Below are 20,971 nucleotides of genomic sequence, written 5' to 3'. Positions count from 1 at the left end.
ATCAAGCTGCCCTGTGATAAGCGGAGGCTTCAAACAGTGCCTTGTTGGCCACCAGGTCGACGGGATCGAAGTCATCGACGTTGATGGTGCGAAGGCGACTCTCCTCGGCGCGCCGCAGCAGGTCCGCTTCGGCCTGGTCGATGACACCGAGGCTCAGGCCCGCCTCTGCCACCTTGTCGAGCTGGGTGAAGGGGCGTTTGCTCCCTTCGGCTTTGCACACCTTGTCAAACAGTGGCTCTGCGGTCAGCACATCGTCCAGCGCCTGTTCCAGCAGCCCGAAGGGGTTGCCCTCCTCGCGCGTCAGATATTGGCCCTCGGCCAGACGGCTGCGAGTGGCACTTGGCACCTGGAGCAGGCGGGCCACCTGGCTGTCGAGCTTGTCGGAGGGACGCTTCAGGTCGCGACCAAGGGGCAGCACGATGGCGCGCAGGGCCAGACCAATCCAGCGATTCGGGAAGTTGCGCAGCAACTCGTCGATCGCTTCCTGAGCCTTGAACAGAGCGTCTTGCAGTGCCCAGTGCAGCAGCGGCAGGTCGGCCTGCTGGCGTCCTTCATCCTGATAGCGCTTGAGGGCGCTGGAGGCCAGATAGAGCTGGCTCAGCACATCGCCGAGGCGGGCAGAGACCCGCTCTTTGCGCTTGAGCTCGCCACCCAGGGTGCCCATCGCCATGTCTGACAGGAAGGCAAGGTTGGCGGAGAGGCGAGAGAGCTGCTGATAGTAGCCCTTGGTCTGATCCTTGTAGGGCGCTGCGGCGAAGCGGGCACCGGTCAGCCCCAGCCAGAAGCTGCGCACCAGGTTGCTGATGGCAAAGCCCACGTGGCTGAACATCGCCTTGTCGAAATCTTTCAGCGCCTGCTCTTTGTCGGGGTGGCTGGCTGCCAGCATCTCCGGCAACACGTAAGGGTGGCAACGGATGGCTCCCTGACCGTAAATGATCATGCTGCGGGTCAGGATATTGGCACCTTCGACGGTCACGGCGATGGGCGCCCCCTGATAGCCACGGGCCAGATAGTTGTTCGGCCCCATGCAGATGGCCTTGCCGCCATGGATGTCCATGGCATCGATGATGCACTTCTGGGCGCGGTCGGTGAGGTGGTACTTGACGATGGCGGAGATGACCGAGGGTTTTTCACCGAGATCGATGCCGGTGACCGTCAGTTTGGCGGCGGCGCCCATGATGTAGGCGTTGCCACCCAGGCGTGCCAGCGGCTCTTCAATCCCTTCCATCTTGCCAATCGGCAGCTTGAACTGGCGACGGATGCGGCTGTAGGCACCGGTGGCCAGGGCCAGCATCTTGACGCCGCCCGTGCTGTTGGAGGGCAGGGTGATGCCGCGACCGACGGAGAGACACTCCACCAGCATGCGCCAGCCCTGACCGGCCATGGCCGGACCGCCGATGATGAAGTCGAGCGGGACGAACACGTCCTTGCCGCGGGTCGGGCCGTTCTGGAACGGCACGTTGAGCGGGAAGTGGCGACGGCCGATGTCGACCCCCTTGATGTGGGTCGGAATGAGGGCGCAGGTGATGCCGAGCTCTTCTTCCTCACCCAGCAGGTGGTCAGGGTCACGCAGCTTGAAGGCGAGGCCGAGTACGGTGGCGATGGGAGCCAGGGTAATGTAGCGCTTGTTCCAGGTCAGGCGCATGCCGAGCACCTCTTCCCCTTCCCACTCGCCTTTGCAGATGATGCCGAAGTCGGGAATCGAGCCCGCATCAGAACCCGCTTCCGGGCTGGTCAGGGCGAAACAGGGGATCTCCTTGCCGACAGCCAGACGGGGCAGATAGTAATCCTTCTGCTCGTCAGTACCGTAGTGTTGCAGCAGCTCACCCGGCCCTAAGGAGTTGGGAACGCCGACGGTGGAGGCGAGCACGGCGCTGGCGCCGCACAGCTTTTGCAGCACGCAGGACTGGGCGTAGGCGGAGAACTCCAGCCCGCCATATTTCTTCTTGATGATCATGGCGAAGAACTTGTTGTCCTTCAGGTATTGCCACACCTCGGGAGAGAGATCGGCACGCTCGTGGGTCACTTCCCAGTCGTTGACCATGCGGCACACTTCTTCAACCGGACCGTCCATGAAGGCCTGCTCTTCGGCAGACAGCGTGCTGACCGGAATGGCGTGCAGCTTCTTCCAGTCCGGGTTGCCGGCAAACAGATCCGCTTCCCACCAGGTCGTCCCCGCTTCGATGGCTTCCTTCTCGGTTCGGGACATCTCCGGCATGATGGACTTGTAGATCTTGAACAGCGGCTTGGTCAGCTGGTTGCGGCGAAACTCCACCAGATTGAGGGGCAGGGCTATCACCGCGAACAGCGCCCACACCAGCAGGGGCACATGGCCATAGAAGGTGCCGGCGACCAGGGCGGCGGCCGTGGCAAGCGTGGCGGTGAACAGGGACGCACGGCGATAGGCCATGGCGCCGATCACCAGGATCACCCCGAGCAGAGTGAGGGTCGTCGTCATTGTTTGCTCCTTGCATGAATTGCCGAGGTTGGGAAATTGGCGTTAACTGATCCAGAGGTCTGACCTGTTGGATGTGGCCCCTGTTGTAATTCATACGCACAAACTTATCAAGCTGTTTACAAGCCTGTTACCTTGGCTCTGTGATCGGCATAACGCGCTGCCCGCCCCATCTTGGCGGGCGGGGGGCGACGATTGGACTGGCTTGTGCGACAATGCCGCCACCCTATGTTGGACGACGAGATTTCAAGAACCATGTACCAAGAACTGATCCGCAATGAGTTGACCGAAGCTGCCAGCGTGCTTCAGGCGTTCCTGGCAGATGAGCAAAATCTGAAAAACATCGAGGCGGCGGCCAAGCTGCTCGCCGACTCCTTCAAGCAGGAAGGCAAGGTACTCTCCTGCGGCAACGGCGGCTCCCACTGCGATGCCATGCACTTTGCCGAGGAGCTGACCGGTCGGTACCGCGAGAACCGCCCAGGCTATGCCGGCATCGCCATCTCCGATCCCAGCCACCTCTCCTGCGTCTCCAACGACTTTGGCTATGACTATGTCTTCTCCCGCTATGTGGAGGCCGTCGGCCGCCGTGGTGACGTGCTGCTCGGCATCTCCACCAGCGGCAACTCCGGCAACATCCTCAAAGCCATCGAGGCGGCCCATGCCAAAGGGATGAAGGTGATTGCCCTGACCGGCAAGGACGGCGGCAAGATGGCTGGTCTGGCCGATGTGGAGATCCGTGTGCCGCACTTCGGTTATGCCGACCGCATCCAGGAAGTGCACATCAAGGTGATCCACATCCTGATCCAGCTGGTTGAAAAAGAGATGGCCAAGTAATCAACGATCCGGGATTGAGAGGGGGTGATGGGCGACCATCCCGGCCCTCTCATCCAGCAGTGACGGTTGATTGACGAAACCAGAGTCAAGATATTCAGGGAGTGGATGGTATATGTGCGAACTGCTCGGCATGAGTGCCAATGTGCCGACCGACATCTGCTTCAGCTTTACCGGGCTGATGCTGCGGGGAGGCAAGACAGGTCCCCACAAGGATGGCTGGGGGATCACCTTCTATGAGGGGCGGGGTTTTCGCACCTTCAAGGATCCCGAACCCAGTGCCCAGTCTCCCATCGCCAAGCTGGTCCAGGCACTGCCCATCAAGAGCCGTGCCGTGGTCAGCCATATCCGGCAGGCGAACCGGGGGTGTGTCTCCCTGGAAAACACCCACCCCTTTACCCGCGAACTGTGGGGCCGTTACTGGACCTTTGCCCACAATGGCCAGTTGACCGGTTACAAGAAGCTGCCGACCGGGCGCCACCGTCCGGTCGGCGACACCGACAGCGAGCACGCCTTCTGCTGGCTGCTCGACAGGCTGGAGCACAAGTACCCCAAACGGCCGGCAAATTTCCCCGCCATGTTCCGTTACCTCGCGACCCTGTGCGACGAGCTGCGCGGGCTCGGGGTGTTCAACATGCTGCTGTCGGACGGAGAGTTCGTGATGACCTATTGCAGCAACAACCTTTACTGGTTGACGCGCAGGGCTCCCTTTGGCGAAGCCCGTCTGCTGGATGAGGATGTGGCCATCGACTTTCAGAGTGAAACCACGCCGAACGATGTGGTGACCCTGATCGCCACCCGGCCGCTCACCGGCAACGAGAATTGGGTGAAGATGGTGCCCGGGGAGTTCTGCCTGTTCAGGCTGGGCGAGCTGGAATATGGCAATGCAGCCAACTTGTTGAACCAGAAATAAAAAATACCAGGGTAGATGTCTACCCTGGTTCTTCGCAGCAGCCATACAGGCAAAAAGGGATGAGAGAGGTGTTGCTGAGCCGCATCATTCTCATGGGTTGCATTGTTACTTTAATGTTAATTTTGTGACAACCTTTATCTCTCTCCATTCTGACTGACATACCGATAACTTGAAGCTGCTCACATTCTGGTGTCGCAAGAGCATCCGGAGCGATACGGGCATGCCCGAAGGACGGGTGACAGCGGGGCTGTGGGTCCGCTATATTGTGGTCTGTTTGAATACCATCATAGGGAAGAGAAGATGGAGTGGCTGGATCAGAAAGTGCTGCGACAACTGGCAGATGATATCGGTCACGAGATGATGCCGGTCGTCATCTCGGTGTTTGTCGAAGAGGTAGGCGAGCAGTTGGCCCAATTAAGACCGCTTTTTGAGCAGCGGGACTGGTCAGCCCTGGCGCGTCTTGCCCACAGCATGAAATCGTCCTGTGGCAGCTATGGCGCCAAACCCAGCTATCAGCAGGTGATGGATCTGGAGTCCGCCTGTCGCCGGGAAGATGAGCAAGAGGCCGGCAGACTGCTGGCTGAGCTGGAGCACTCCCTGCCCCAGGTCTTCACCCATCTGGCCCAGTTTCACTGATCCAGAAGGGCATCAGCCCGCCATGTCGCGCTCGCCAAGCCTGCTCAGGATCACGGTGTCGAGTGCCAGCCGCAGCTTGAGGCGGTCGTGGCGGTGGGGGAGGGCCGCTTCACCCAGCTCGGCCCGAACGAGGCAGTGCTGCAGCTCGGGTACCTGGGGGCCCTCGGGAGCCAGAATGGCATCGATCCGGCCGCTGCCTATCCGCTCTTCCAGCCAACGATGTTGACTGGACAGTGACAACTGGCCTGCCGGACCCTCTTCGTCCACCAGATTGCTGATGAACACGACGATGGCGCGGCTGCTGCGGATCGCCTCCGCAATCTCGCGCAGCAGCAGAGGAGGCATGATGGAGGTGAGGAAGCTGCCCGGCCCCAGGATGATCATGTCGGCCTGGCTCAGCGCCTCGACCGCTTCGCGCGTGGCGGGCACGACCGGTTTCAGGCTCAGGGCCCGTGGCGGCGTGGTGAGCTGATCGATGGAGACCTCCCCCAGGATCTGATCGCCACAGACGGTGTGGGCGCACAGATCGGTGGGGTGCTCGGACATGGGCAGCAGATTGGGCTCAATTTCCAGCATGTCGCTGATGAGCCGGATGGCATCCAGGGGGCGCACGCAGAGGTTGTCGAGGGCCAGCAGCATCAGGTTGCCGAGGTTGTGGCCCGCCAGCTCGCCGCGGCCGGTAAAGCGGTGCTCGAACAGCTGGCTACCGATGCTGGGGGTGGTCACCAGCTGGTTGAGGCAGTTGCGCAGATCCCCCCAGGCGATGCACTCCTGGCTTTTGCGCAGGCGTCCGGTGGAGCCGCCATCATCCGTGGTGGTGACGATGCCCGTCAGCCGGGATCCCAAGAACGACAGGGAAGAGAGCACCCGGCCCATACCGTGCCCGCCGCCGATGGCGACAACCCGGTCGAAGTCATTGATATTTTTCTGCCACATGCAGTGATCCCGTGGGAGGCCAGTGAGCACCATTCTAGTCTCCATGGCCAGGTAATTGTTTGATAAGGGTATGATTTTTGCTTGATGCCAGCATCCCGTACCCCTAGGAGACGATGTTGAACTTCCTGACGGCTCACTCGCTTGCCGAGACGACCCCACTGGCCGCCCAACAAGTTACAGAGCGGTTGCATGCCCAGTCGTCCCATGTTCCATCGCTGTTGCTGGTCTATTTTACCCAAGCACACGAGGCGGCGGAACTGCGCCGTGCGCTCAAGGCACGTTTTCCCGATACCCGGCTGATCGGTTGCAGCTCCTGCGGCGGTATCCTGACCCAGGATGGCCATCATGGTCGGCATGGCTGGAGCCTGTCGGTCGCCGCCCTTTATGATGACAAGGGGGCCTATGGCGTGGCTGGCCAGATGGGGGATCAACCGGATGTGCGGGCATTGCTGCGCCGCGCCATCGCCGATGGTGGGCGACCGGGAGAGCTGCCGCAGCTCGTGTTGCTGCACACCAGCCCGGGGCTGGAGGAGGTTGTGCTCGCGGGGATCGACGCCGAGTTTGGCGCGACCGTTCCCGTCGTCGGCGGGTCGGCGGCAGACGACGGCGTGGTCGGGCAGTGGCAGCTGTGCTGGGACGAAGGGGAGGGATCACAAGGGTGCGTGTTGGCGGTGCTTTACCCCGATTGCCAACTGGCGTTCCAGTTTCATTCAGGCTATGTACCCACCGAGTGTCGCGGCATCATTACCGGGATAGACGGGCGGGAGGTGCTGACCATCGATCACGAGCCGGCGGCCCGGGTCTATGGTCGCTGGACCGAGCGTGCGACGCCCTGGCCGGTGGGCCCCATCCTCAGGGAGACGACGCTCTCGCCACTGGCCCGTCAGGTCGGCATGCTCGATGACCTGCCCTACTACAAGCTCTCCCATCCCGAGGCGGTGACGGCGCGGGAGGGGCTGCGCCTCTTTACCGAGACCCGACTGGGAGAGCGGCTGCTGCTCATGTACAGCAGCCAGGAAGGGTTGTTGCAGCGCAGCCTGAATGCGGTGAATATCGAGCCTGAATATGGCATGGCGAGCAATATGCGCCCCTTTGGCGCCCTGGTGGTGTTTTGTGCCGGTTGTCGGCTGGCACTGGGGGACAGGCTGGGGGACATCGTCAGTCAATTCAGTCAGAGGCTGGGTGAGATCCCCTTCATCACGCCCTTTACCTTCGGTGAACAGGGACGATTACCCCATGGTGAGCTGGCACACGGCAACCTCATGGTGTCGAGCGTAATCTTCCTCGAGAGCTGACACTGTGCTGGATTCAAGATGATAGGCAATAGCGAACTCGAAACCCTGGGTGACAAACTGCAAACCACGCTGGTGGAGCTGATGCGTTGCCGGGAGCGGGAGGCCAGATATCGGGAGGAGTCCCAAGCCCTGCTGTGCGGGGTGGCGACCCTGGCACAGGCCCAGAGTCTGGAGCAGGTACTGGAGAGTCTCATTCTTGCTCTCAAGCCCTTTATCGGATTCGAACAGGCGGACGTGGTTGCCTGGGAGGCCGTGGGGGGCAGCACCCATCTGAGCACCCAGCCGGACGAGGTGGGCCGGACCTGGTCGCTGACACCGCTCTTCTCCAGGGCCATCGAGGGGGAGACCCTTGTCATCTATGATCCCGCCCAACTGCCTGAGCTGGCGCCGCTGGCAGGGGCACCGGGCTGGGCCAGCGTCATGATGACAGGCTTGCAGGGACCGGGGTTTTCCGGTGTGCTCATCTGCCGGCACAGCGTGGCGGGCACCTTCGATCTCAAGAGCAAGGCGGCGATGCAGCGTTGTCGCCCGCTCATCTCCCAGGCCCTGGTCAACATCGCCTATCGGGCTCGCCTGCAAGAACAGGTTGACCTCAAGACCCTGGCCCTGCAGGCCAGCGAACAGCGTTTTCGCAGTTTTGCCGCCATGGCCTCCGACTGGTTCTGGGAGACCGATCCCCAGCACAGGCTCAGCTATGTCTCTGCCCCTGGCTATCAGGGAGAGGTGCTGGCCCGCCAGACGGGGAGAAGCCTCTATGATTTTGCCCACGACAAGCAGGACCCGGCCTGGAGCCACTACCGGCACCTGATCGCCCACCATCTGCCGGTGCGGGGAATGCGGGCCCAGGTGATGCTGGTGGGCGGGCCTTGCTGGATGGAGATCAATGCGGAGCCTTGCCATGATGCCGGTGGCCGCTTCCTCGGCTATCGGGGCACGGCGCGGGAGATAGGCAGCCAGATCCGCCGCGAGCAGGAGCTGGCGCGGGCGCGGGATGATGCCGAGACGGCCAACCGTGCCAAATCCCAGTTCCTCGCCATGATGACCCACGAGATCCGCTCTCCCATGAACGCCGTGCTGGGGATGCTGGATCTGCTGCAGCACGGCCGGCTCGACACTCCGCAACAGACCCTCATCGGCCATGCCACCCACTCTGCGCATCTGTTGCAGACCATCATCGACGATGTGCTCGATTTCTCGAAAATAGAGTCACATACCCTGACGCTGCACTGTGAACCCTTTCAGCCAGCCGAGCTGTGCCGTGCCCTGGTGGAGCCCTTGCAGGCACAGGCCAGTGCCAAGGGCATCACACTGCACTGGCATCTGGATGAGACGCTCCCTGAACGCCTTCAAGGGGATGCCGTCCGCCTCTCCCAGGTGATAGGCAACCTGCTTGGCAATGCCGTCAAGTTCACCTCCGTCGGCAGCGTGCGTCTGGCGTTGACCTGGGAGGAGGAAAAGCTGGGGGTCATGGTCAGCGACACGGGGATCGGCATCTCCACCGAGGATCAGGCGTTGCTGTTTGAACCCTTCTATCAGGTCGACAGTTCGGCAACCCGCCGCTTCTCCGGCTCGGGGCTCGGGCTGGCCATCTGCAGGCGGCTGGTGCAGCTGATGGGGGGAGACATTTGCGTGCAGAGCACGCCTGGGCTGGGAAGCTGCTTCTGGTTCGAGCTGCCCGGGATGGCCTCTCCCTGTGCTCCGGCCGCCGCCCCCGGCAGTGAAGAGTGCGCCAGACTGGAGCTGGATGTGCTGGTGGTGGAAGACAGTCCGGTCAATCAGCTGGTGGTATCCCTGATGTTGCAGAAGCTAGTGTGCAGAGTGAGGCTGGCAGGCAATGGTCTGGAGGCCCTGGCACAGGTGGCGAAGCAGCAGCCGGACCTTGTCCTGATGGATATGCGGATGCCGCAGATGGATGGGCTGGAGGCGACCCGGCGCCTGCGGGACATGGGGTGCGAGGTGCCCATCGTCGCGTTGACGGCCAATGCCATGATGGAGGACAGGGCCCGCTGCCTTGCCCAGGGCATGAACGATTTTCTGGCCAAACCCATCAGTCTTGCCAGGCTGCGAAGCTGCCTGCTCCGCCATTGCAGGTGATGTCGGCCGATTTTGGGTAAAAAAAATGGTCAACCTGGTGGTTGACCAATTCTTCAGCAAATACTGAAGAGAGCACGGGATAAATCGGGTTGTACGGTTTTATATGAAAAAGTCGTGCCAACTTTTCAAAACCTGTTATTTGCGGCCTGTAGCTGAATTGTGTGTTATTTATCGCTACCGTGATTGCAAAATGCAATTCTCATTTTTTCATTATAAGAATCCAGTGCCGAGAATTCGCGTTTTGCAAACCAACCGTTGACTCACTCTTTGACTCACTGTGCGATCAGTCGGCGCAAGAACTGGCGCGCCGCTTCACTGTTCTGTTTGGCAATCAACATCTGTTTTTCATAGATCGGCATGGGCAGGATCTCGAGCCAGCGTTGGCAGAGCCAGGCTGCATCGTCGAACTGCTTGTCCGGGTAGAGCTCATCCAGTTCCGGGTATTGTGCAAAGACCTCTCTCAATCGGCTGACCAGCTGGTTGTCGCTGATATCAGAATCCGCACTCGGCCAGTTGGGCAACGGCTCGACCTGTGCGTGCCTGAGGCCTGCGCTATCCGTTTCCATCTCGTGGATGCAGAAGCGTTCAAGGCCGAGCACGGTGACCCCGAGCAAACCGTCGTTGAGGGTATAAAAATCAGTCACCTTGACGCGGGTTCCGACCGGGAGAATCCGTCCGCAGGTGCCCGTGCTGGTGGTCTCTTCCATCACGATGCCAAAGCCACGATCCTCGAGGAAGGACTCCTTGAGCATCTGCAGGTGGCGCGGCTCGAACAGGCGAAGGGGGAGCTTGCCGCCGGGCAGAATGTGGGACGGCAAGGGGAACAGTGCCAGTTGTTGAAGTTTCATGTTCCATCCTCCTAATCAGTCATTGCTGAATGTGACAATGCAGTGACCGTGCCAGAGAGAGGTGGCGTGGCGAAGGGGTGAGCCATTTCCCGTGGTTATTTTTAATATCCATTTAAAATCAATCTATTGTGATTTTGTATCACGAATGCAGGCAAGGCAGTGTAAAAGGGATTCAGGTGAGGTGTTAGGGCGCCGAACATACCCCGTGTGCAGAATGAGTCTATTTTCGCATATTGCAAATTTGATTCATGCAAAATGCCTGTTACAGACCCATTCAGCGATTGGGGGCAAAGGCCAGGGGATCAGGTGGTCAATTCGGTGTGCTGTGTCATGCCGTCCAGCATCAGGGCGGCTATTTCGTCATACATCTGCGACCAGGCCTGTGCCAGTGCCGGGGTAAAACCACTGCCGAGACGCCGTGCCAGTACCTGGGTCAGCGCCTGTTTGAGCAGCGCAAACTGGTGGGGTTGAACGTTGAATCGCTGGTGACGCCTGCCGAGATCGCGAATGATGAAACCCAGTGCATCCAGCTGGGAGAGGCTGGTGATGACGGTGTTCAGGGTGTCCGACACCTTGGCAACGGGCAGCTCCTGATGTGGGGGGAAGAGGGCCCTGAGTTCGGGAGACAATCTGAACAGCTCTTCATACACCTCCTGGACATAGCTGTTGTTCAGGGCGCTCACCCTGCCCCAGGCTTTCTGGACCAGCTCTATCTGCTCAAAGGTCATGTCGATGTTTCCTTCCCGTTCGATGTCATGAAAATAATAATCCATCTACTCAATAGAGCACCGGGTTCCGCGCCATTTGGGGAAAAGGAGAGGGGGCCAGCAAGGAGGCACGGATGGTGACCCCTTGCTGGCAGGAGGCCGGGACCTCAGTTGCGCTGTTCCAGGTACATGACGGCTGCTTCGACGCGGCTTTGGGCCTCGAGCTTTTTCAGCAGGCTCTTGACGTGGACCTTGACGGTTCCCTCGGAGATATGGAGCACTGAGGCGACCTGCTTGTTGGACAACCCCTTGGCGATTTCACGCATGATCTGCATTTCGCGTCGGGTCAGGCTCTCCAGCTTCTGCTGCAGGTGGTCCAGCTCGTAGATGTTCTCGAGATAGGGACGTAGCGGCTCGCTCAGGATCTGCTTGCCGGTCATCACGTCAGCCAGCTGGGCCAGCAGCATGTCAGGCTCGGTGTCCTTGAGCAGATATCCGTCCGCGCCTGCCTTGAGCAGGGCAACCACATCCTGGCGGGCGTCAGAGACGGTCAGGATCACCACGCGGGAAGTCACCTCTTCGGCCCGCAGCGCCTTGAGGGTATCGAGACCTGACAACCCCTTCATGTTGAGGTCGAGCAGGATAAGGTCCGGTTCGGACTCCTTGGCCATGGCCACGGCGTCGGTGCCGTTGGAGGCCTCGCCAACCACGTCGATGTTATCTTCCAACTCCAGCAGTTGCACAATTCCCTTGCGCATCAGGGGATGGTCATCCACGACCAGAACACTGTATTTCATCTCGTCCATCAGGCGTCTCTTGTTAGGCTGGTGGGAAAGGTCAGGTGTATGCGGGTGCCCCCGGAGGGCGGTTCACTGATGGTCAACTGGCCGCGCAATTTGCTGGCGCGTTCATTCATGATGCTGAGACCGTAGTGATTCACCGCCGAGCTTGCGCCCCTTATTCCAACACCATCGTCTGCAATCTGAACCTGGATGTTACCATCAGCCAGGGTCTCACAGCTAACGTCAATGTGCCGCGCGCTGGCATGCTTGATGGCATTGAGCACTGCCTCACGGATCAGCTGCAGGATGTGGATGTGCTGCCCCGCTTCAAGGTCGGTGTCCGTCAGTCCGTACTGGAGCCTGATGTCGGCGTGCGTCTGGGGTTTGAGCTGCTCGAGCATGACCGCGATGGCTTCACCCAGGTTGGCATCGCCGATGCTGAGGCGGAAGGTGCCGAGCAGTTCGCGCAACTGGGTATAGGCATTGCTGAGTCCCTCGTCGATCTGCTCCATGGCTGCCTCGGTCTTGGCTCTGTCTCCCTTGGCGAAGGAGCGCTTGAGCAGAGTGGCCTGGATCTTCAGGTAGGAGAGGGCCTGGGCGAGGGAGTCGTGCAGTTCACGGGCGATGACGGCGCGTTCTTCCATCAGGAGCAGGCGCTGGTGCTGCAGCAGGGTCTGATCCTTGTGCAGCACCTGGGCCAGCAACATGGAGAAGTTCTTCATCAGCCGCTCGTCGATGGGGTGGTCGCTTATCAAGTCGAGCCGGCCGTACTCCTCGTCATCCATCTGCAGGTAGAAGCTCACCACGGCGTCCAGATCCCCCGGCCACCCCTTGCGCCCAGTGATGTAAACCGGCATCGCATTGTGCTCGAAGCGGGTGAGGCGGATGTACTCGATGTGCTGGTGGGCGGCGGCCCGCTCCAGCAGCTTTTGCAGGGTGCGGCGGCTGAGGGGCGCCGCGTGCAGTTTCTGGGCGGTGGAATAGAGGAAGGAGAGGGTGTCGTTGGCCTGTTGCAGCTTGGCCGTTTTCTCCTCCACCTTGCTTTCCAGCTCCCGGTAGAGTTTGCCAAGCTCGTCGGCCATGGTCGCGAACGCCCCCGACAGCTCTCCCAGCTCGTTTTCACAGTGAGGGGGCAGGGTGAGATCGAATTCCTGACGCTGGATCTGGCGTGCGCAATAGACCAGCTGATTCAGGGGCGCCACCACCTGCTGGCGAGTGAAGCGCACCGTGCACCAGGCGATGGTGATGATGGCGAGCAGCCCTAGCCCCTCGGCCAGCGCCAGCATGCGCACCTTGAACTCCACGTGGTACTGCATCTGGTTGACGAAGTCATCGATGGCGGCGACGAACTGTTCCGTATTGTCGGTATAACGGCTGGGGGTGGCATTCTCGATGTGTTCGCGCATCACTTGCCATTGCAGCAGGACTTCACCATAGGTGCGGCGCAGTGAGGCGGGCGTGATCCAGCGCTGGGTCTCCTGCAGCTCGGGGGCATGAAGGGTCTGTTCAAACTGGGCGAGCCGGCCGAGGACGACCTGATCCTTCTCGATTTCATAGGCCATGCGGTAGGCCTGCATGCGCAGGGATCCCGACAGGTTGATGGCCTTGGCATCGGGAACCGAATAGAAGAGGGTGACCATGGCCACCACGGCGATCAGGCTGGCCATGAACAGGATCAGCACCATGGAGCGACCGATGGCGCTGCTGACCGACTGCACTCTGAACCATTTTCCCATGCCGACCGGCTCCCTTTTCACCCACAAAGACCCCACAAAGTAGCATGGGAGTGTACTCCAAGTTGTGCTAGCATCGAAAAACTAGATGAACTCCGAGCGATTTTGCCTAAGTCATTGAGATAGGGGGAGATCGCCGTCAGCCGATGTTCGAGCTGAAAGGGTCAGGAAAGAAATGCCCTGGCCTCCCGTATTTGGAAAGGTGTTTATGTTGCCACTTGAAGATGGTTTTTCCCGTCGCTTTTACTATTTGCGTCTGTCGGTCACCGACGTCTGCAATTTCCGCTGTACCTACTGTCTGCCGGACGGCTATCAGCCGCCGAAAGGAGATGGTGAGGGGCGCCAGTCCTTCCTCTCCCTGGAGGAGATCCGTCGCGTCGTCTCCGGGTTTGCGGCCATGGGGACGCGCAAGGTGCGTCTGACCGGAGGCGAGCCCTCCCTGCGCCGCGACTTCACGGCCATCATCGAGACCGTGGCCAATACCCCCGGCATCGAGAAGGTGGCCATGACCACCAACGGGTATCGCCTCAAGGAGCGTGCCCGCGAGTGGTTCGATGCGGGGCTGACGGCCCTGAACGTCAGCGTCGACAGCCTGGATCCCCGTCAGTTCCACCAGATCACCGGCGAGAACAAGCTGGCGGAGGTGATGGCGGGGATAGACGCCGCCCTGAGTGCCGGTTTCCGGTCGGTCAAGATCAACGCCGTGCTGCTCAAGGGGCTCAATGATCATCAGCTCGAGACATTCCTCGCCTGGATCCGGGACAAACCCATCGAGCTTCGTTTCATCGAACTGATGCAGACCGGCGAGATGGACGCCCTGTTTCGCGATCACCATACCAGCGGTGAACTCATCAAGCAGCGTCTGCAAGAGAGCGGCTGGGTGCAGCAGCTGCGCGGCCTCGATGATGGCCCTGCCCAGGTGTTCACGCACCCGGACTCGAGGGGCGGGGTGGGGCTCATCATGCCCTACAGCAAGGATTTTTGCGTCGGTTGCAACCGGCTGCGGGTCTCCTCCAAGGGCAAGCTGCACCTGTGTCTCTTTGGCGACAACGGGGTGGAACTGCGGGATCTGCTCACCGATGACAGCCAGCAGGAGGCGCTGCAATGGCGTATTCGCCAGGCGCTGACCGGCAAGGCCGCCACCCATCGCCTCCATGAAGGCAATGCAGGCATGACCCCACACCTGGCCTCCATCGGCGGCTGACAGCCGCCGTGCACTTCAAATAACCTTCGATTAATTATCAATCCTCACATAGGGGTAATTTACCTTGCCCCTGCTGTGTCTAATTGCGCCAAGGGTTTGATCCAGCGCAAGAATCCCCCCTGTTTATCTCCCTGGTGGTATATCCCCTGACTTGTCAGGGCCGCAATATACACCCACGCTTATAATTGGTATTGAAAATGCCAGTCACGGGATCCGCGCGGGGGCATCCGTCCCCGAAAAGAGGAGTCGATATGACCGACGGGGTCAACTTGTCACGCAGAGGCCTGTTTCGGGGACGCCTGAGCGCCCCCAAGGCCGGGATCCAGTTGCCCTGGTCCGTCTCCTGGGACGAGTTCGTGGCCGGCTGCACCCGCTGCGGCGACTGTCTGGCGGCCTGTCCGGAGCAGATCCTGATCAAGGGGGACGGAGGCTTCCCCACGGTGGATTTTCACCGCGGCGAGTGCACCTTCTGCACCGAGTGCGTCAGCGCCTGCCAGGCGCCGGTGTTCAGGCCGACAACCCAGACACCCTGGGAGTATGTGGCCCATATCGAGGCGGGCTGTCTGGCCACTGCCCAGGTGTTCTGCCAGCGCTGTCAGGACAGCTGCGAGCAGCAGGCCATCCGCTTTTCCCCCCGGCTGGGGCGCGTACCCACCCCCAGCATCCATGCCGAGTCGTGCAATGGCTGCGGGGCCTGCGTGGCGGATTGCCCTGTGGGCAGCATCAGCATCGGTCTGTCTCGTGGCGAGGCTTCGCGATGACCCAAGAGACGAACAAGTTGGAAAACGGTGATATGACGCGAGAAGAGTTCCATGTATCCAGCCTGGTGGTGCTGACCCAGCCCGATCTGCGCCACGCCCTGGCAGAGCGGATTGCGACCCTGGACGGGGCCGAGATCCACGCCGTCAGCGAGGAGGGCAAGCTGGTGGTGACCCTGGAGGGGCCGAGCCAGCGCCCCATCATGGCGGCCATCGACACCATTCAGGGGTTGCCCGGGGTGCTCTCTGCGGCCTTGATCTACCACCAGTTCGATGAAATGGACGCCGAAGATGGGGAATAAGGCGTCATGTGGCAGAAGCGCAAGAGTCGTTCGCTGACCGCCACGGGTAATACACGGGATGCCGGGTCTGTTGTCTGCGTTCGATGAACGAAAAGCCCAGAGCAAAGGAATAAAGCGCCATGGAGCTGAGCCAGCGCGGCTCGTCACAATGGCTGTCATTGATGTGATTAAGCAATGCGAGGATATGTCATGAAGCTGAGTCGACGCGACTTTATGAAGGCCAATGCGGTGGCGGCAGCCGCTGCCGTGGCCGGTGTCAGTGCCCCCACTCTGGCGGCGAACCTGATCACCAGTACCGACAAGACCGCCATCACCTGGGACAAGGCGCCGTGCCGCTTCTGCGGGACCGGCTGCTCCGTGCTGGTGGGCTCCCAGGCTGGCCGCGTCGTGGCGACCCAGGGGGATCCCGATGCACCGGTCAACCGTGGCCTGAACTGCATCAAGGGCTACTTCCTCTCCAAGATCATGTACGGGGAGGATCGCCTGACCCAGCCCATGCTGCGCATGACGAACGGCAAGTTCGACAAGAACGGCAACTTCGCCCCCATCAGCTGGGATCAGGCCTTCGACATCATGGCTGAGAAGTTCAAGGCGACCCTGAAAGAGAAGGGCCCGACCGCCGTCGGCATGTTCGGCTCCGGCCAGTGGACCGTCTGGGAAGGCTATGCCGCCGCCAAGCTGATGAAGGCAGGCCTGCGCTCCAACAACCTGGATCCCAATGCCCGTCACTGCATGGCCTCCGCGGTAGTGGGCTTCATGCGTACCTTCGGCATGGATGAACCCATGGGCTGCTACGACGACATCGAGCAGGCCGACGCCTTCGTGCTGTGGGGCTCCAACATGGCCGAGATGCACCCCATCCTCTGGTCGCGCATCTCCGATCGCCGTCTGTCCCACCAGGATGTGCAGGTGCACGTGCTCTCCACCTTCGAGCACCGCAGCTTCGAGCTGGCGGACAACGGACTGGTGTTCACCCCCCAGACCGATCTGGCGATCCTCAACTACATCGCCAACTACATCATCCAGAACGACAAGGTGAACTGGGAGTTCGTCAACAAGCACACCCAGTTCCGCAAAGGAGTGACCGACATCGGCTACGGCCTGCGTCCCACCAACCCGCTGCAGCAAAAGGCCAAGAACCCGGACAGTGGCGACTCCACCCCCATGAGCTTCGAGGACTTCGCCAAGTTCGTGGCGGATTACGATCTGGAGTCCGTCTCCAAGCTCTCCGGCGTGCCCAAGGACAAGCTCGAGAAGCTGGCCCAGATCTATGCGGATCCGGACAAGAAGGTGGTCTCCTACTGGACCATGGGGTTCAACCAGCACACCCGCGGTGTCTGGGCCAACAACCTCTGCTACAACATCCACCTGCTGACCGGCAAGATCTCCCAGCCGGGCTCCGGCCCCTTCTCCCTGACCGGCCAGCCCTCCGCCTGTGGTACCGCCCGTGAAGTGGGTACCTTCGCCCACCGTCTGCCGGCGGACATGGTGGTCACGGATCCCAAACACCGCGCCATCGCCGAGAAGATCTGGAAGCTGCCGGAAGGCACCATCCCGGAGCAGGTGGGCTACCACGCCGTGCTGCAAAACCGCATGCTGAAAGACGGCAAGCTCAACGCCTACTGGGTGATGTGCAACAACAACATGCAGGCCGGCCCGAACATGAACGAAGAGGCGCTGCCCGGTTATCGCAACCCGGCCAACTTCATCGTGGTCTCCGACCCTTATCCGACCGTGACCGCCCAGGCGGCAGACCTCATCCTGCCCACCGCCATGTGGGTGGAGAAAGAGGGGGCCTATGGCAACGCCGAACGTCGCACCCAGTTCTGGCACCAGCAGGTGAAGGCACCGGAAGGGGCCAAGTCCGACCTGTGGCAGCTGATGGAATTCTCCAAGCGCTTCACTGTGGAAGAGGTGTGGCCGGCTGAGTTGATTGCCAAGATGCCGGAAGTGAAGGGCAAGACCCTGTTCGACGTGCTCTATGCCAACGGCCAGGTGAACCAGTTCCCGAAAGAGCAGAGCAAGGGGGCCCTGAACGACGAGGCCGAGCACTTTGGTTTCTACGTCCAGAAGGGGCTGTTCGAGGAGTACGCCTCCTTCGGTCGCGGCCATGGCCACGATCTGGCGCCGTTCGATCAGTATCACGAAGCCCGCGGCCTGCGCTGGCCTGTGGTGGACGGCAAGGAGACCCTGTGGCGCTACCGCGAAGGGTTTGACCCTTATGTGAAAGCGGGGGAGGGGGTGCGTTTCTACGGCAAGCCCGACGGCAAGGCGGTGATCTTCGCGTTGCCCTATGAGCCCGCCGCAGAGTCGCCGGACAAGGAATTCGATCTCTGGCTCTCCACCGGTCGCGTGCTGGAGCACTGGCACACCGGCACCATGACCCGTCGCGTGCCCGAGCTCTATCGCGCCTTCCCGGATGCGGTGCTCTTCATGCACCCGGAAGATGCCAAGGCCCGTGGCGTGCGCCGTGGTGAAGAGGTGATCGTCTCCTCCCGCCGGGGCGAGGTGAAGACCCGGGTCGAGACCCGCGGTCGCAACCGCCCGCCCAAAGGACTGGTGTTCATGCCCTTCTTCGATGCAAGCCAGCTGGTCAACAAGCTGACCCTGGACGCCACGGATCCGCTCTCCAAGGAGACGGATTACAAGAAGTGCGCCGTCAAGGTCATGAAGGCCTGAGGCGGGGGAGCGCGAGATGAGTCGTAGTCGGCGCCAGTTTCTGGCCGACATGGCCAAGGGGGCCTGCGGTGTGGGCCTGCTTGGTGTGGGGCTCGGCGGCATGGCGCGCCAGCAGGTGCAGGCCGTGCCTGCCCAGGCGCTGCGCCCGCCGGCCGCCCTCGACGAGGCCGAGTTCCTCGGCGCCTGCGTGCGCTGCGGGCTCTGCGTCGAGGCATGCCCCTACGACACCCTCAAGCTCGCCCGGCTGTTTGAACCCGTGACCACCGGCACCCCCTACTTCAAGGCGCGCGCCGTCCCGTGCGAGATGTGTGACGACATCCCCTGCGTGGTGGCCTGCCCGAGCGGGGCGCTGGATAGGGCCATGACCGACATCGATCAGGCGCGGATGGGAGTGGCGGTGCTCATCGATCACGAGACCTGCCTCAACTACCTGGGGCTGCGCTGCGACGTCTGCTACCGGGTCTGCCCGCTCATCGACAAGGCCATTACCCTGGAGCTGCAACATAACCCGCGCACCGGCAAGCACGCCATGTTCCTGCCCACGGTGCACAGCGATGTCTGCACCGGCTGCGGCAAGTGCGAGCACGCCTGCGTGCTGGAGGAGGCGGCCATCAAGGTGGTGCCTCGCCAGCTCGCCAAGGGAGAGATTGGCCACCACTACCGGCTCGGCTGGGAAGAGAAGGCGAAGGCGGGCAAATCGCTCATCGGCGACAGGCTCACCCTGCCGACCCGCAAACCGGAGGGTCTATGAGTCGGTATCCAGGGGCCGAGGCCACGGCCAGGCTGGGGTGGTGGCGTGCCCACCGCTTCCTGCTGCTGCGCCGGCTTTGCCAGTTCGGGGTGCTGGGGCTGTTCCTGCTGGGGCCGCTCGCGGGCATCTGGATCCTCAAGGGCAACCTCTCCAGCTCCCTGCTGCTGGAGACGGTGCCCCTCACGGATCCCCTGACCCTGTTGCAGTCGGTGGCGGCGGGCCAGTGGCCCATCCCCACCCTGTGGCTCGGGGCCGGGCTGGTGCTCGCGGGTTACTGGCTGGTCGGGGGGCGGGTGTTCTGCTCCTGGGTCTGTCCGGTCAACCTGGTCACCGATGCCGCCGCCTGGCTCAGGGGGCGGCTCGGGCTCAAGGGCAATGGTCAGTTCAACCGCGCTACCCGCTACTGGCTGCTGGCCATGGTGCTGGTGGCGCCGGCCATCGCCGGCGTGCTGGTGTGGGAGCTGGTCAATCCGGTGTCGCTCACCCTGCGGGGCCTGCTGTTTGGCATGGGGGCGGGCTGGGGCCTGCTGGCGGTGCTGTTCCTGTTCGACCTTTTTGTGGTGGAGCGGGGCTGGTGCGGCCACCTCTGTCCGGTGGGGGCCTTCTATGCCCTGGTCAACCGGGTCGGGTTCATCAAGATTGCAGCCTCGGGGCGCGAGCGGTGCAGCAACTGCATGGATTGTTATGCGGTCTGCCCGGAGCGTCCCATCCTGCGCGGCCCCGTTCACGGTGCCAGGCGTGGTCACGGGCCCTTGATTGCGGCTCAGGAGTGTACCAACTGCGGCCGTTGCATCGATGTCTGCGCGGAGCAAGTTTTTGAAATCACTGTAGGTTTTGCCGTCAAGGCAGAGAAAACGTCGGAGAACACATAATGAAGAAGCTGATTGGAGCAATGCTGGCCTGTCTGATGGCAGGTTCCTTGATGGCGGCCGTCCCCGAGATCACCAACAGCACGGGGGGCATCAAGTCGGAGCGGGGAAGCACGGATCTGGTAACGGATGCCGACGCGGCCCCTCTGAAGAACTTTCGCAAGGATGGCGACCTCTACGATCGCCAGTACATGCACCAGCCCCCGCTGATCCCCCACGACACCCGCAACTATGAAGTGGACAACAAGGTCAACAAGTGCCTGGCCTGTCACAGCTTCAAGAACGCCAGCGCCATGAAGGCCCCCAAGATCAGCCCCACCCACTTCGAGACCCGCGACGGCATGACCCTGGGCGAAGTCTCTCCACGCCGCTACTTCTGTCTGCAGTGCCACGTGCCGCAAGCGGACGCCAAGCCGCTGGTGAACAATACCTTCAAACCGGTTGAAGCGCTGAACTGAGGAGCCCATAGATGAAATTACCCGGCTTTGTGAAGCGTCTGTGGACCACCTTCAAGTCACCGTCGAAGGCGGCCCTCTGGGTCATCCTGCTGATGGGCTTCTTCGGTGGCGTCATCTTCTGGGGCGGGTTCAACACCGCCATGGAAGCGTCCAACACCGAGGCCTTCTGCACCGGTTGCCACGAGATGAAGGACAACGTGTTCGTGGAGTACCGCGACACCATCCACTACGCCAACCGCTCCGGCGTGCGGGCCAGCTGCCCGGATTGCCACGTACCCCACGAGTGGACCTACAAGATCATCCGCAAGGTGCAGGCCTCCAAGGAGCTGTGGGGCATGATCACCGGCAAGGTGGATACCCGCGAGAAGTTTGAATCCCACCGGCGGGAGATGGCCGAGCGGGAGTGGCAGCGGATGAAGGAGACGGATTCGCGCGAGTGCCGCAACTGCCACAACTTCGAGTACATGGACTTCTCCCTGCAAGGGCGTCGGGCCGCCCAGATGCACTCCACCAACCTGGCAAGCGGGGCCAACACCTGCATCGACTGCCACAAGGGGATTGCGCACCAACTGCCTGACATGAAAGGGGTGCCAGGCTTCTGATGGGAAGGCCGCCGGATCCTCGGGCCCCCAAGCCAAAGGCCGAACTCGAGGCCACCTTGGTAACCAGTGGTGGCTTCTGCGTGACCCTGAGCGAGCAGGGCCGTCTGCTGACCCAGCC

Annotated in this window: 19 protein-coding genes and 1 riboswitch; of the genes, 13 read left to right on the top strand and 6 right to left on the bottom strand. The window is 61.5% G+C overall.

Annotated features, from left to right (window positions below; translation table 11 throughout):
- Window position 1: 1 nt before the first annotated feature.
- Complete coding sequence (fadE, locus tag AB5Y47_RS15410; RefSeq protein ID WP_049636346.1) at window positions 2–2,458, bottom strand: acyl-CoA dehydrogenase FadE; 2,457 nt, start codon at window positions 2,456–2,458, stop codon at window positions 2–4.
- A gap of 252 nt (window positions 2,459–2,710) precedes the next feature.
- Between fadE and lpcA the strand changes: the two genes are divergently transcribed.
- From lpcA to AB5Y47_RS15395, 3 genes are all read left to right on the top strand, one after another.
- Window positions 2,711–3,289: a D-sedoheptulose 7-phosphate isomerase gene (gene lpcA, locus AB5Y47_RS15405; protein WP_049636345.1), complete on the top strand. Its 579-nt coding sequence runs from the start codon at window positions 2,711–2,713 to the stop codon at window positions 3,287–3,289.
- Between the two features lie 112 nt (window positions 3,290–3,401).
- Complete coding sequence (locus tag AB5Y47_RS15400) at window positions 3,402–4,199, top strand: class II glutamine amidotransferase (protein WP_043154215.1); 798 nt, start codon at window positions 3,402–3,404, stop codon at window positions 4,197–4,199.
- A gap of 300 nt (window positions 4,200–4,499) precedes the next feature.
- Window positions 4,500–4,835, top strand: a complete 336-nt coding sequence (locus AB5Y47_RS15395) for an Hpt domain-containing protein (protein ID WP_010674144.1) — start codon at window positions 4,500–4,502, stop codon at window positions 4,833–4,835.
- Window positions 4,836–4,847: 12 nt separating this feature from the next.
- Here the strand turns inward: AB5Y47_RS15395 and yvcK are convergent, their stop codons facing one another.
- Window positions 4,848–5,771 carry a uridine diphosphate-N-acetylglucosamine-binding protein YvcK gene (gene yvcK / locus AB5Y47_RS15390; protein WP_029314269.1) on the bottom strand — a complete coding sequence of 308 codons (924 nt, stop codon included), beginning with the start codon at window positions 5,769–5,771 and terminating at the stop codon, window positions 4,848–4,850.
- A 113-nt stretch (window positions 5,772–5,884) separates the two neighbouring features.
- Between yvcK and AB5Y47_RS15385 the strand changes: the two genes are divergently transcribed.
- Window positions 5,885–7,066, top strand: coding sequence for an FIST signal transduction protein (locus AB5Y47_RS15385; RefSeq protein ID WP_049636344.1), 1,182 nt, complete (start codon window positions 5,885–5,887; stop codon window positions 7,064–7,066).
- A gap of 18 nt (window positions 7,067–7,084) precedes the next feature.
- Entirely contained in the window at window positions 7,085–9,160 is a 2,076-nt protein-coding gene (locus AB5Y47_RS15380) for an ATP-binding protein (RefSeq protein WP_049636343.1), read from the top strand.
- Between the two features lie 272 nt (window positions 9,161–9,432).
- Here AB5Y47_RS15380 and AB5Y47_RS15375 read toward each other — a convergent pair whose 3' ends face one another.
- From AB5Y47_RS15375 to narQ, 4 genes are all read right to left on the bottom strand, one after another.
- A complete protein-coding gene (locus tag AB5Y47_RS15375; protein ID WP_103259830.1) occupies window positions 9,433–10,008 on the bottom strand; it encodes an LON peptidase substrate-binding domain-containing protein in 576 nt (191 codons plus the stop codon).
- Window positions 10,009–10,310: 302 nt separating this feature from the next.
- On the bottom strand, window positions 10,311–10,736 hold the full coding sequence (locus AB5Y47_RS15370; RefSeq protein WP_041215516.1) for a globin domain-containing protein: 426 nt from the start codon (window positions 10,734–10,736) through the stop codon (window positions 10,311–10,313).
- A 146-nt stretch (window positions 10,737–10,882) separates the two neighbouring features.
- Complete coding sequence (gene narL, locus AB5Y47_RS15365) at window positions 10,883–11,521, bottom strand: two-component system response regulator NarL (protein ID WP_039038841.1); 639 nt, start codon at window positions 11,519–11,521, stop codon at window positions 10,883–10,885.
- Window positions 11,521–13,233, bottom strand: coding sequence for a nitrate/nitrite two-component system sensor histidine kinase NarQ (narQ, locus tag AB5Y47_RS15360; RefSeq protein ID WP_010674151.1), 1,713 nt, complete (start codon window positions 13,231–13,233; stop codon window positions 11,521–11,523). The genes narL and narQ overlap by 1 nt, the downstream gene beginning before the upstream one ends.
- A gap of 78 nt (window positions 13,234–13,311) precedes the next feature.
- Window positions 13,312–13,451: riboswitch (molybdenum cofactor riboswitch) on the top strand.
- Between narQ and moaA the strand changes: the two genes are divergently transcribed.
- The 8 genes from moaA to AB5Y47_RS15320 all read left to right on the top strand — a co-directional run bounded on the left by moaA (window position 13,439) and on the right by AB5Y47_RS15320 (window position 20,853).
- Complete coding sequence (gene moaA, locus AB5Y47_RS15355; RefSeq protein WP_221366355.1) at window positions 13,439–14,434, top strand: GTP 3',8-cyclase MoaA; 996 nt, start codon at window positions 13,439–13,441, stop codon at window positions 14,432–14,434. It overlaps the preceding riboswitch by 13 nt.
- Before the next feature lie 251 nt (window positions 14,435–14,685).
- Window positions 14,686–15,195: a ferredoxin-type protein NapF gene (napF, locus tag AB5Y47_RS15350; protein WP_010674153.1), complete on the top strand. Its 510-nt coding sequence runs from the start codon at window positions 14,686–14,688 to the stop codon at window positions 15,193–15,195.
- A complete protein-coding gene (locus AB5Y47_RS15345) occupies window positions 15,192–15,494 on the top strand; it encodes a chaperone NapD (protein WP_010674154.1) in 303 nt (100 codons plus the stop codon). The genes napF and AB5Y47_RS15345 overlap by 4 nt, the downstream gene beginning before the upstream one ends.
- Window positions 15,495–15,683: 189 nt before the next feature.
- Window positions 15,684–18,173: a nitrate reductase catalytic subunit NapA gene (gene napA / locus AB5Y47_RS15340; protein WP_139737247.1), complete on the top strand. Its 2,490-nt coding sequence runs from the start codon at window positions 15,684–15,686 to the stop codon at window positions 18,171–18,173.
- 16 nt (window positions 18,174–18,189) lie between these two features.
- Window positions 18,190–18,924 (top strand): ferredoxin-type protein NapG, encoded by a 735-nt coding sequence (gene napG, locus AB5Y47_RS15335; RefSeq protein WP_368220367.1) that lies wholly within the window; start codon window positions 18,190–18,192, stop codon window positions 18,922–18,924.
- A complete protein-coding gene (gene napH / locus AB5Y47_RS15330; RefSeq protein ID WP_216987563.1) occupies window positions 18,921–19,796 on the top strand; it encodes a quinol dehydrogenase ferredoxin subunit NapH in 876 nt (291 codons plus the stop codon). The genes napG and napH overlap by 4 nt, the downstream gene beginning before the upstream one ends.
- The gene (locus AB5Y47_RS15325; protein WP_041212738.1) at window positions 19,796–20,251 is read left to right on the top strand and encodes a nitrate reductase cytochrome c-type subunit; all 456 of its coding nucleotides are present in this window, start codon (window positions 19,796–19,798) and stop codon (window positions 20,249–20,251) included. The genes napH and AB5Y47_RS15325 overlap by 1 nt, the downstream gene beginning before the upstream one ends.
- Before the next feature lie 11 nt (window positions 20,252–20,262).
- Window positions 20,263–20,853 carry a cytochrome c3 family protein gene (locus AB5Y47_RS15320; RefSeq protein ID WP_010674159.1) on the top strand — a complete coding sequence of 197 codons (591 nt, stop codon included), beginning with the start codon at window positions 20,263–20,265 and terminating at the stop codon, window positions 20,851–20,853.
- Window positions 20,854–20,971 lie beyond the last annotated feature (118 nt).

The organism is Aeromonas sp. R7-2, from assembly GCF_040908105.1.
Taxonomy (GTDB): Bacteria; Pseudomonadota; Gammaproteobacteria; order Enterobacterales; family Aeromonadaceae; genus Aeromonas; species Aeromonas caviae.
The sequence above is the reverse complement of the archived record's forward strand: the minus strand, read 5'-3'. Positions and strand labels throughout refer to the sequence as shown.

What these genes read in the sequence shown, in the direction of transcription:
- fadE (WP_049636346.1), bottom strand. Translation starts at nt 2,458, where the DNA reads ATGACGACGACCCTCACTCTGCTCGGGGTGATCCTGGTGATCGGCGCC.
- lpcA (WP_049636345.1), top strand. Translation starts at nt 2,711, where the DNA reads ATGTACCAAGAACTGATCCGCAATGAGTTGACCGAAGCTGCCAGCGTG.
- AB5Y47_RS15400 (WP_043154215.1), top strand. Translation starts at nt 3,402, where the DNA reads ATGTGCGAACTGCTCGGCATGAGTGCCAATGTGCCGACCGACATCTGC.
- AB5Y47_RS15395 (WP_010674144.1), top strand. Translation starts at nt 4,500, where the DNA reads ATGGAGTGGCTGGATCAGAAAGTGCTGCGACAACTGGCAGATGATATC.
- yvcK (WP_029314269.1), bottom strand. Translation starts at nt 5,771, where the DNA reads ATGTGGCAGAAAAATATCAATGACTTCGACCGGGTTGTCGCCATCGGC.
- AB5Y47_RS15385 (WP_049636344.1), top strand. Translation starts at nt 5,885, where the DNA reads ATGTTGAACTTCCTGACGGCTCACTCGCTTGCCGAGACGACCCCACTG.
- AB5Y47_RS15380 (WP_049636343.1), top strand. Translation starts at nt 7,085, where the DNA reads ATGATAGGCAATAGCGAACTCGAAACCCTGGGTGACAAACTGCAAACC.
- AB5Y47_RS15375 (WP_103259830.1), bottom strand. Translation starts at nt 10,008, where the DNA reads ATGAAACTTCAACAACTGGCACTGTTCCCCTTGCCGTCCCACATTCTG.
- AB5Y47_RS15370 (WP_041215516.1), bottom strand. Translation starts at nt 10,736, where the DNA reads ATGACCTTTGAGCAGATAGAGCTGGTCCAGAAAGCCTGGGGCAGGGTG.
- narL (WP_039038841.1), bottom strand. Translation starts at nt 11,521, where the DNA reads ATGGACGAGATGAAATACAGTGTTCTGGTCGTGGATGACCATCCCCTG.
- narQ (WP_010674151.1), bottom strand. Translation starts at nt 13,233, where the DNA reads ATGGGAAAATGGTTCAGAGTGCAGTCGGTCAGCAGCGCCATCGGTCGC.
- moaA (WP_221366355.1), top strand. Translation starts at nt 13,439, where the DNA reads ATGTTGCCACTTGAAGATGGTTTTTCCCGTCGCTTTTACTATTTGCGT.
- napF (WP_010674153.1), top strand. Translation starts at nt 14,686, where the DNA reads ATGACCGACGGGGTCAACTTGTCACGCAGAGGCCTGTTTCGGGGACGC.
- AB5Y47_RS15345 (WP_010674154.1), top strand. Translation starts at nt 15,192, where the DNA reads ATGACCCAAGAGACGAACAAGTTGGAAAACGGTGATATGACGCGAGAA.
- napA (WP_139737247.1), top strand. Translation starts at nt 15,684, where the DNA reads ATGAAGCTGAGTCGACGCGACTTTATGAAGGCCAATGCGGTGGCGGCA.
- napG (WP_368220367.1), top strand. Translation starts at nt 18,190, where the DNA reads ATGAGTCGTAGTCGGCGCCAGTTTCTGGCCGACATGGCCAAGGGGGCC.
- napH (WP_216987563.1), top strand. Translation starts at nt 18,921, where the DNA reads ATGAGTCGGTATCCAGGGGCCGAGGCCACGGCCAGGCTGGGGTGGTGG.
- AB5Y47_RS15325 (WP_041212738.1), top strand. Translation starts at nt 19,796, where the DNA reads ATGAAGAAGCTGATTGGAGCAATGCTGGCCTGTCTGATGGCAGGTTCC.
- AB5Y47_RS15320 (WP_010674159.1), top strand. Translation starts at nt 20,263, where the DNA reads ATGAAATTACCCGGCTTTGTGAAGCGTCTGTGGACCACCTTCAAGTCA.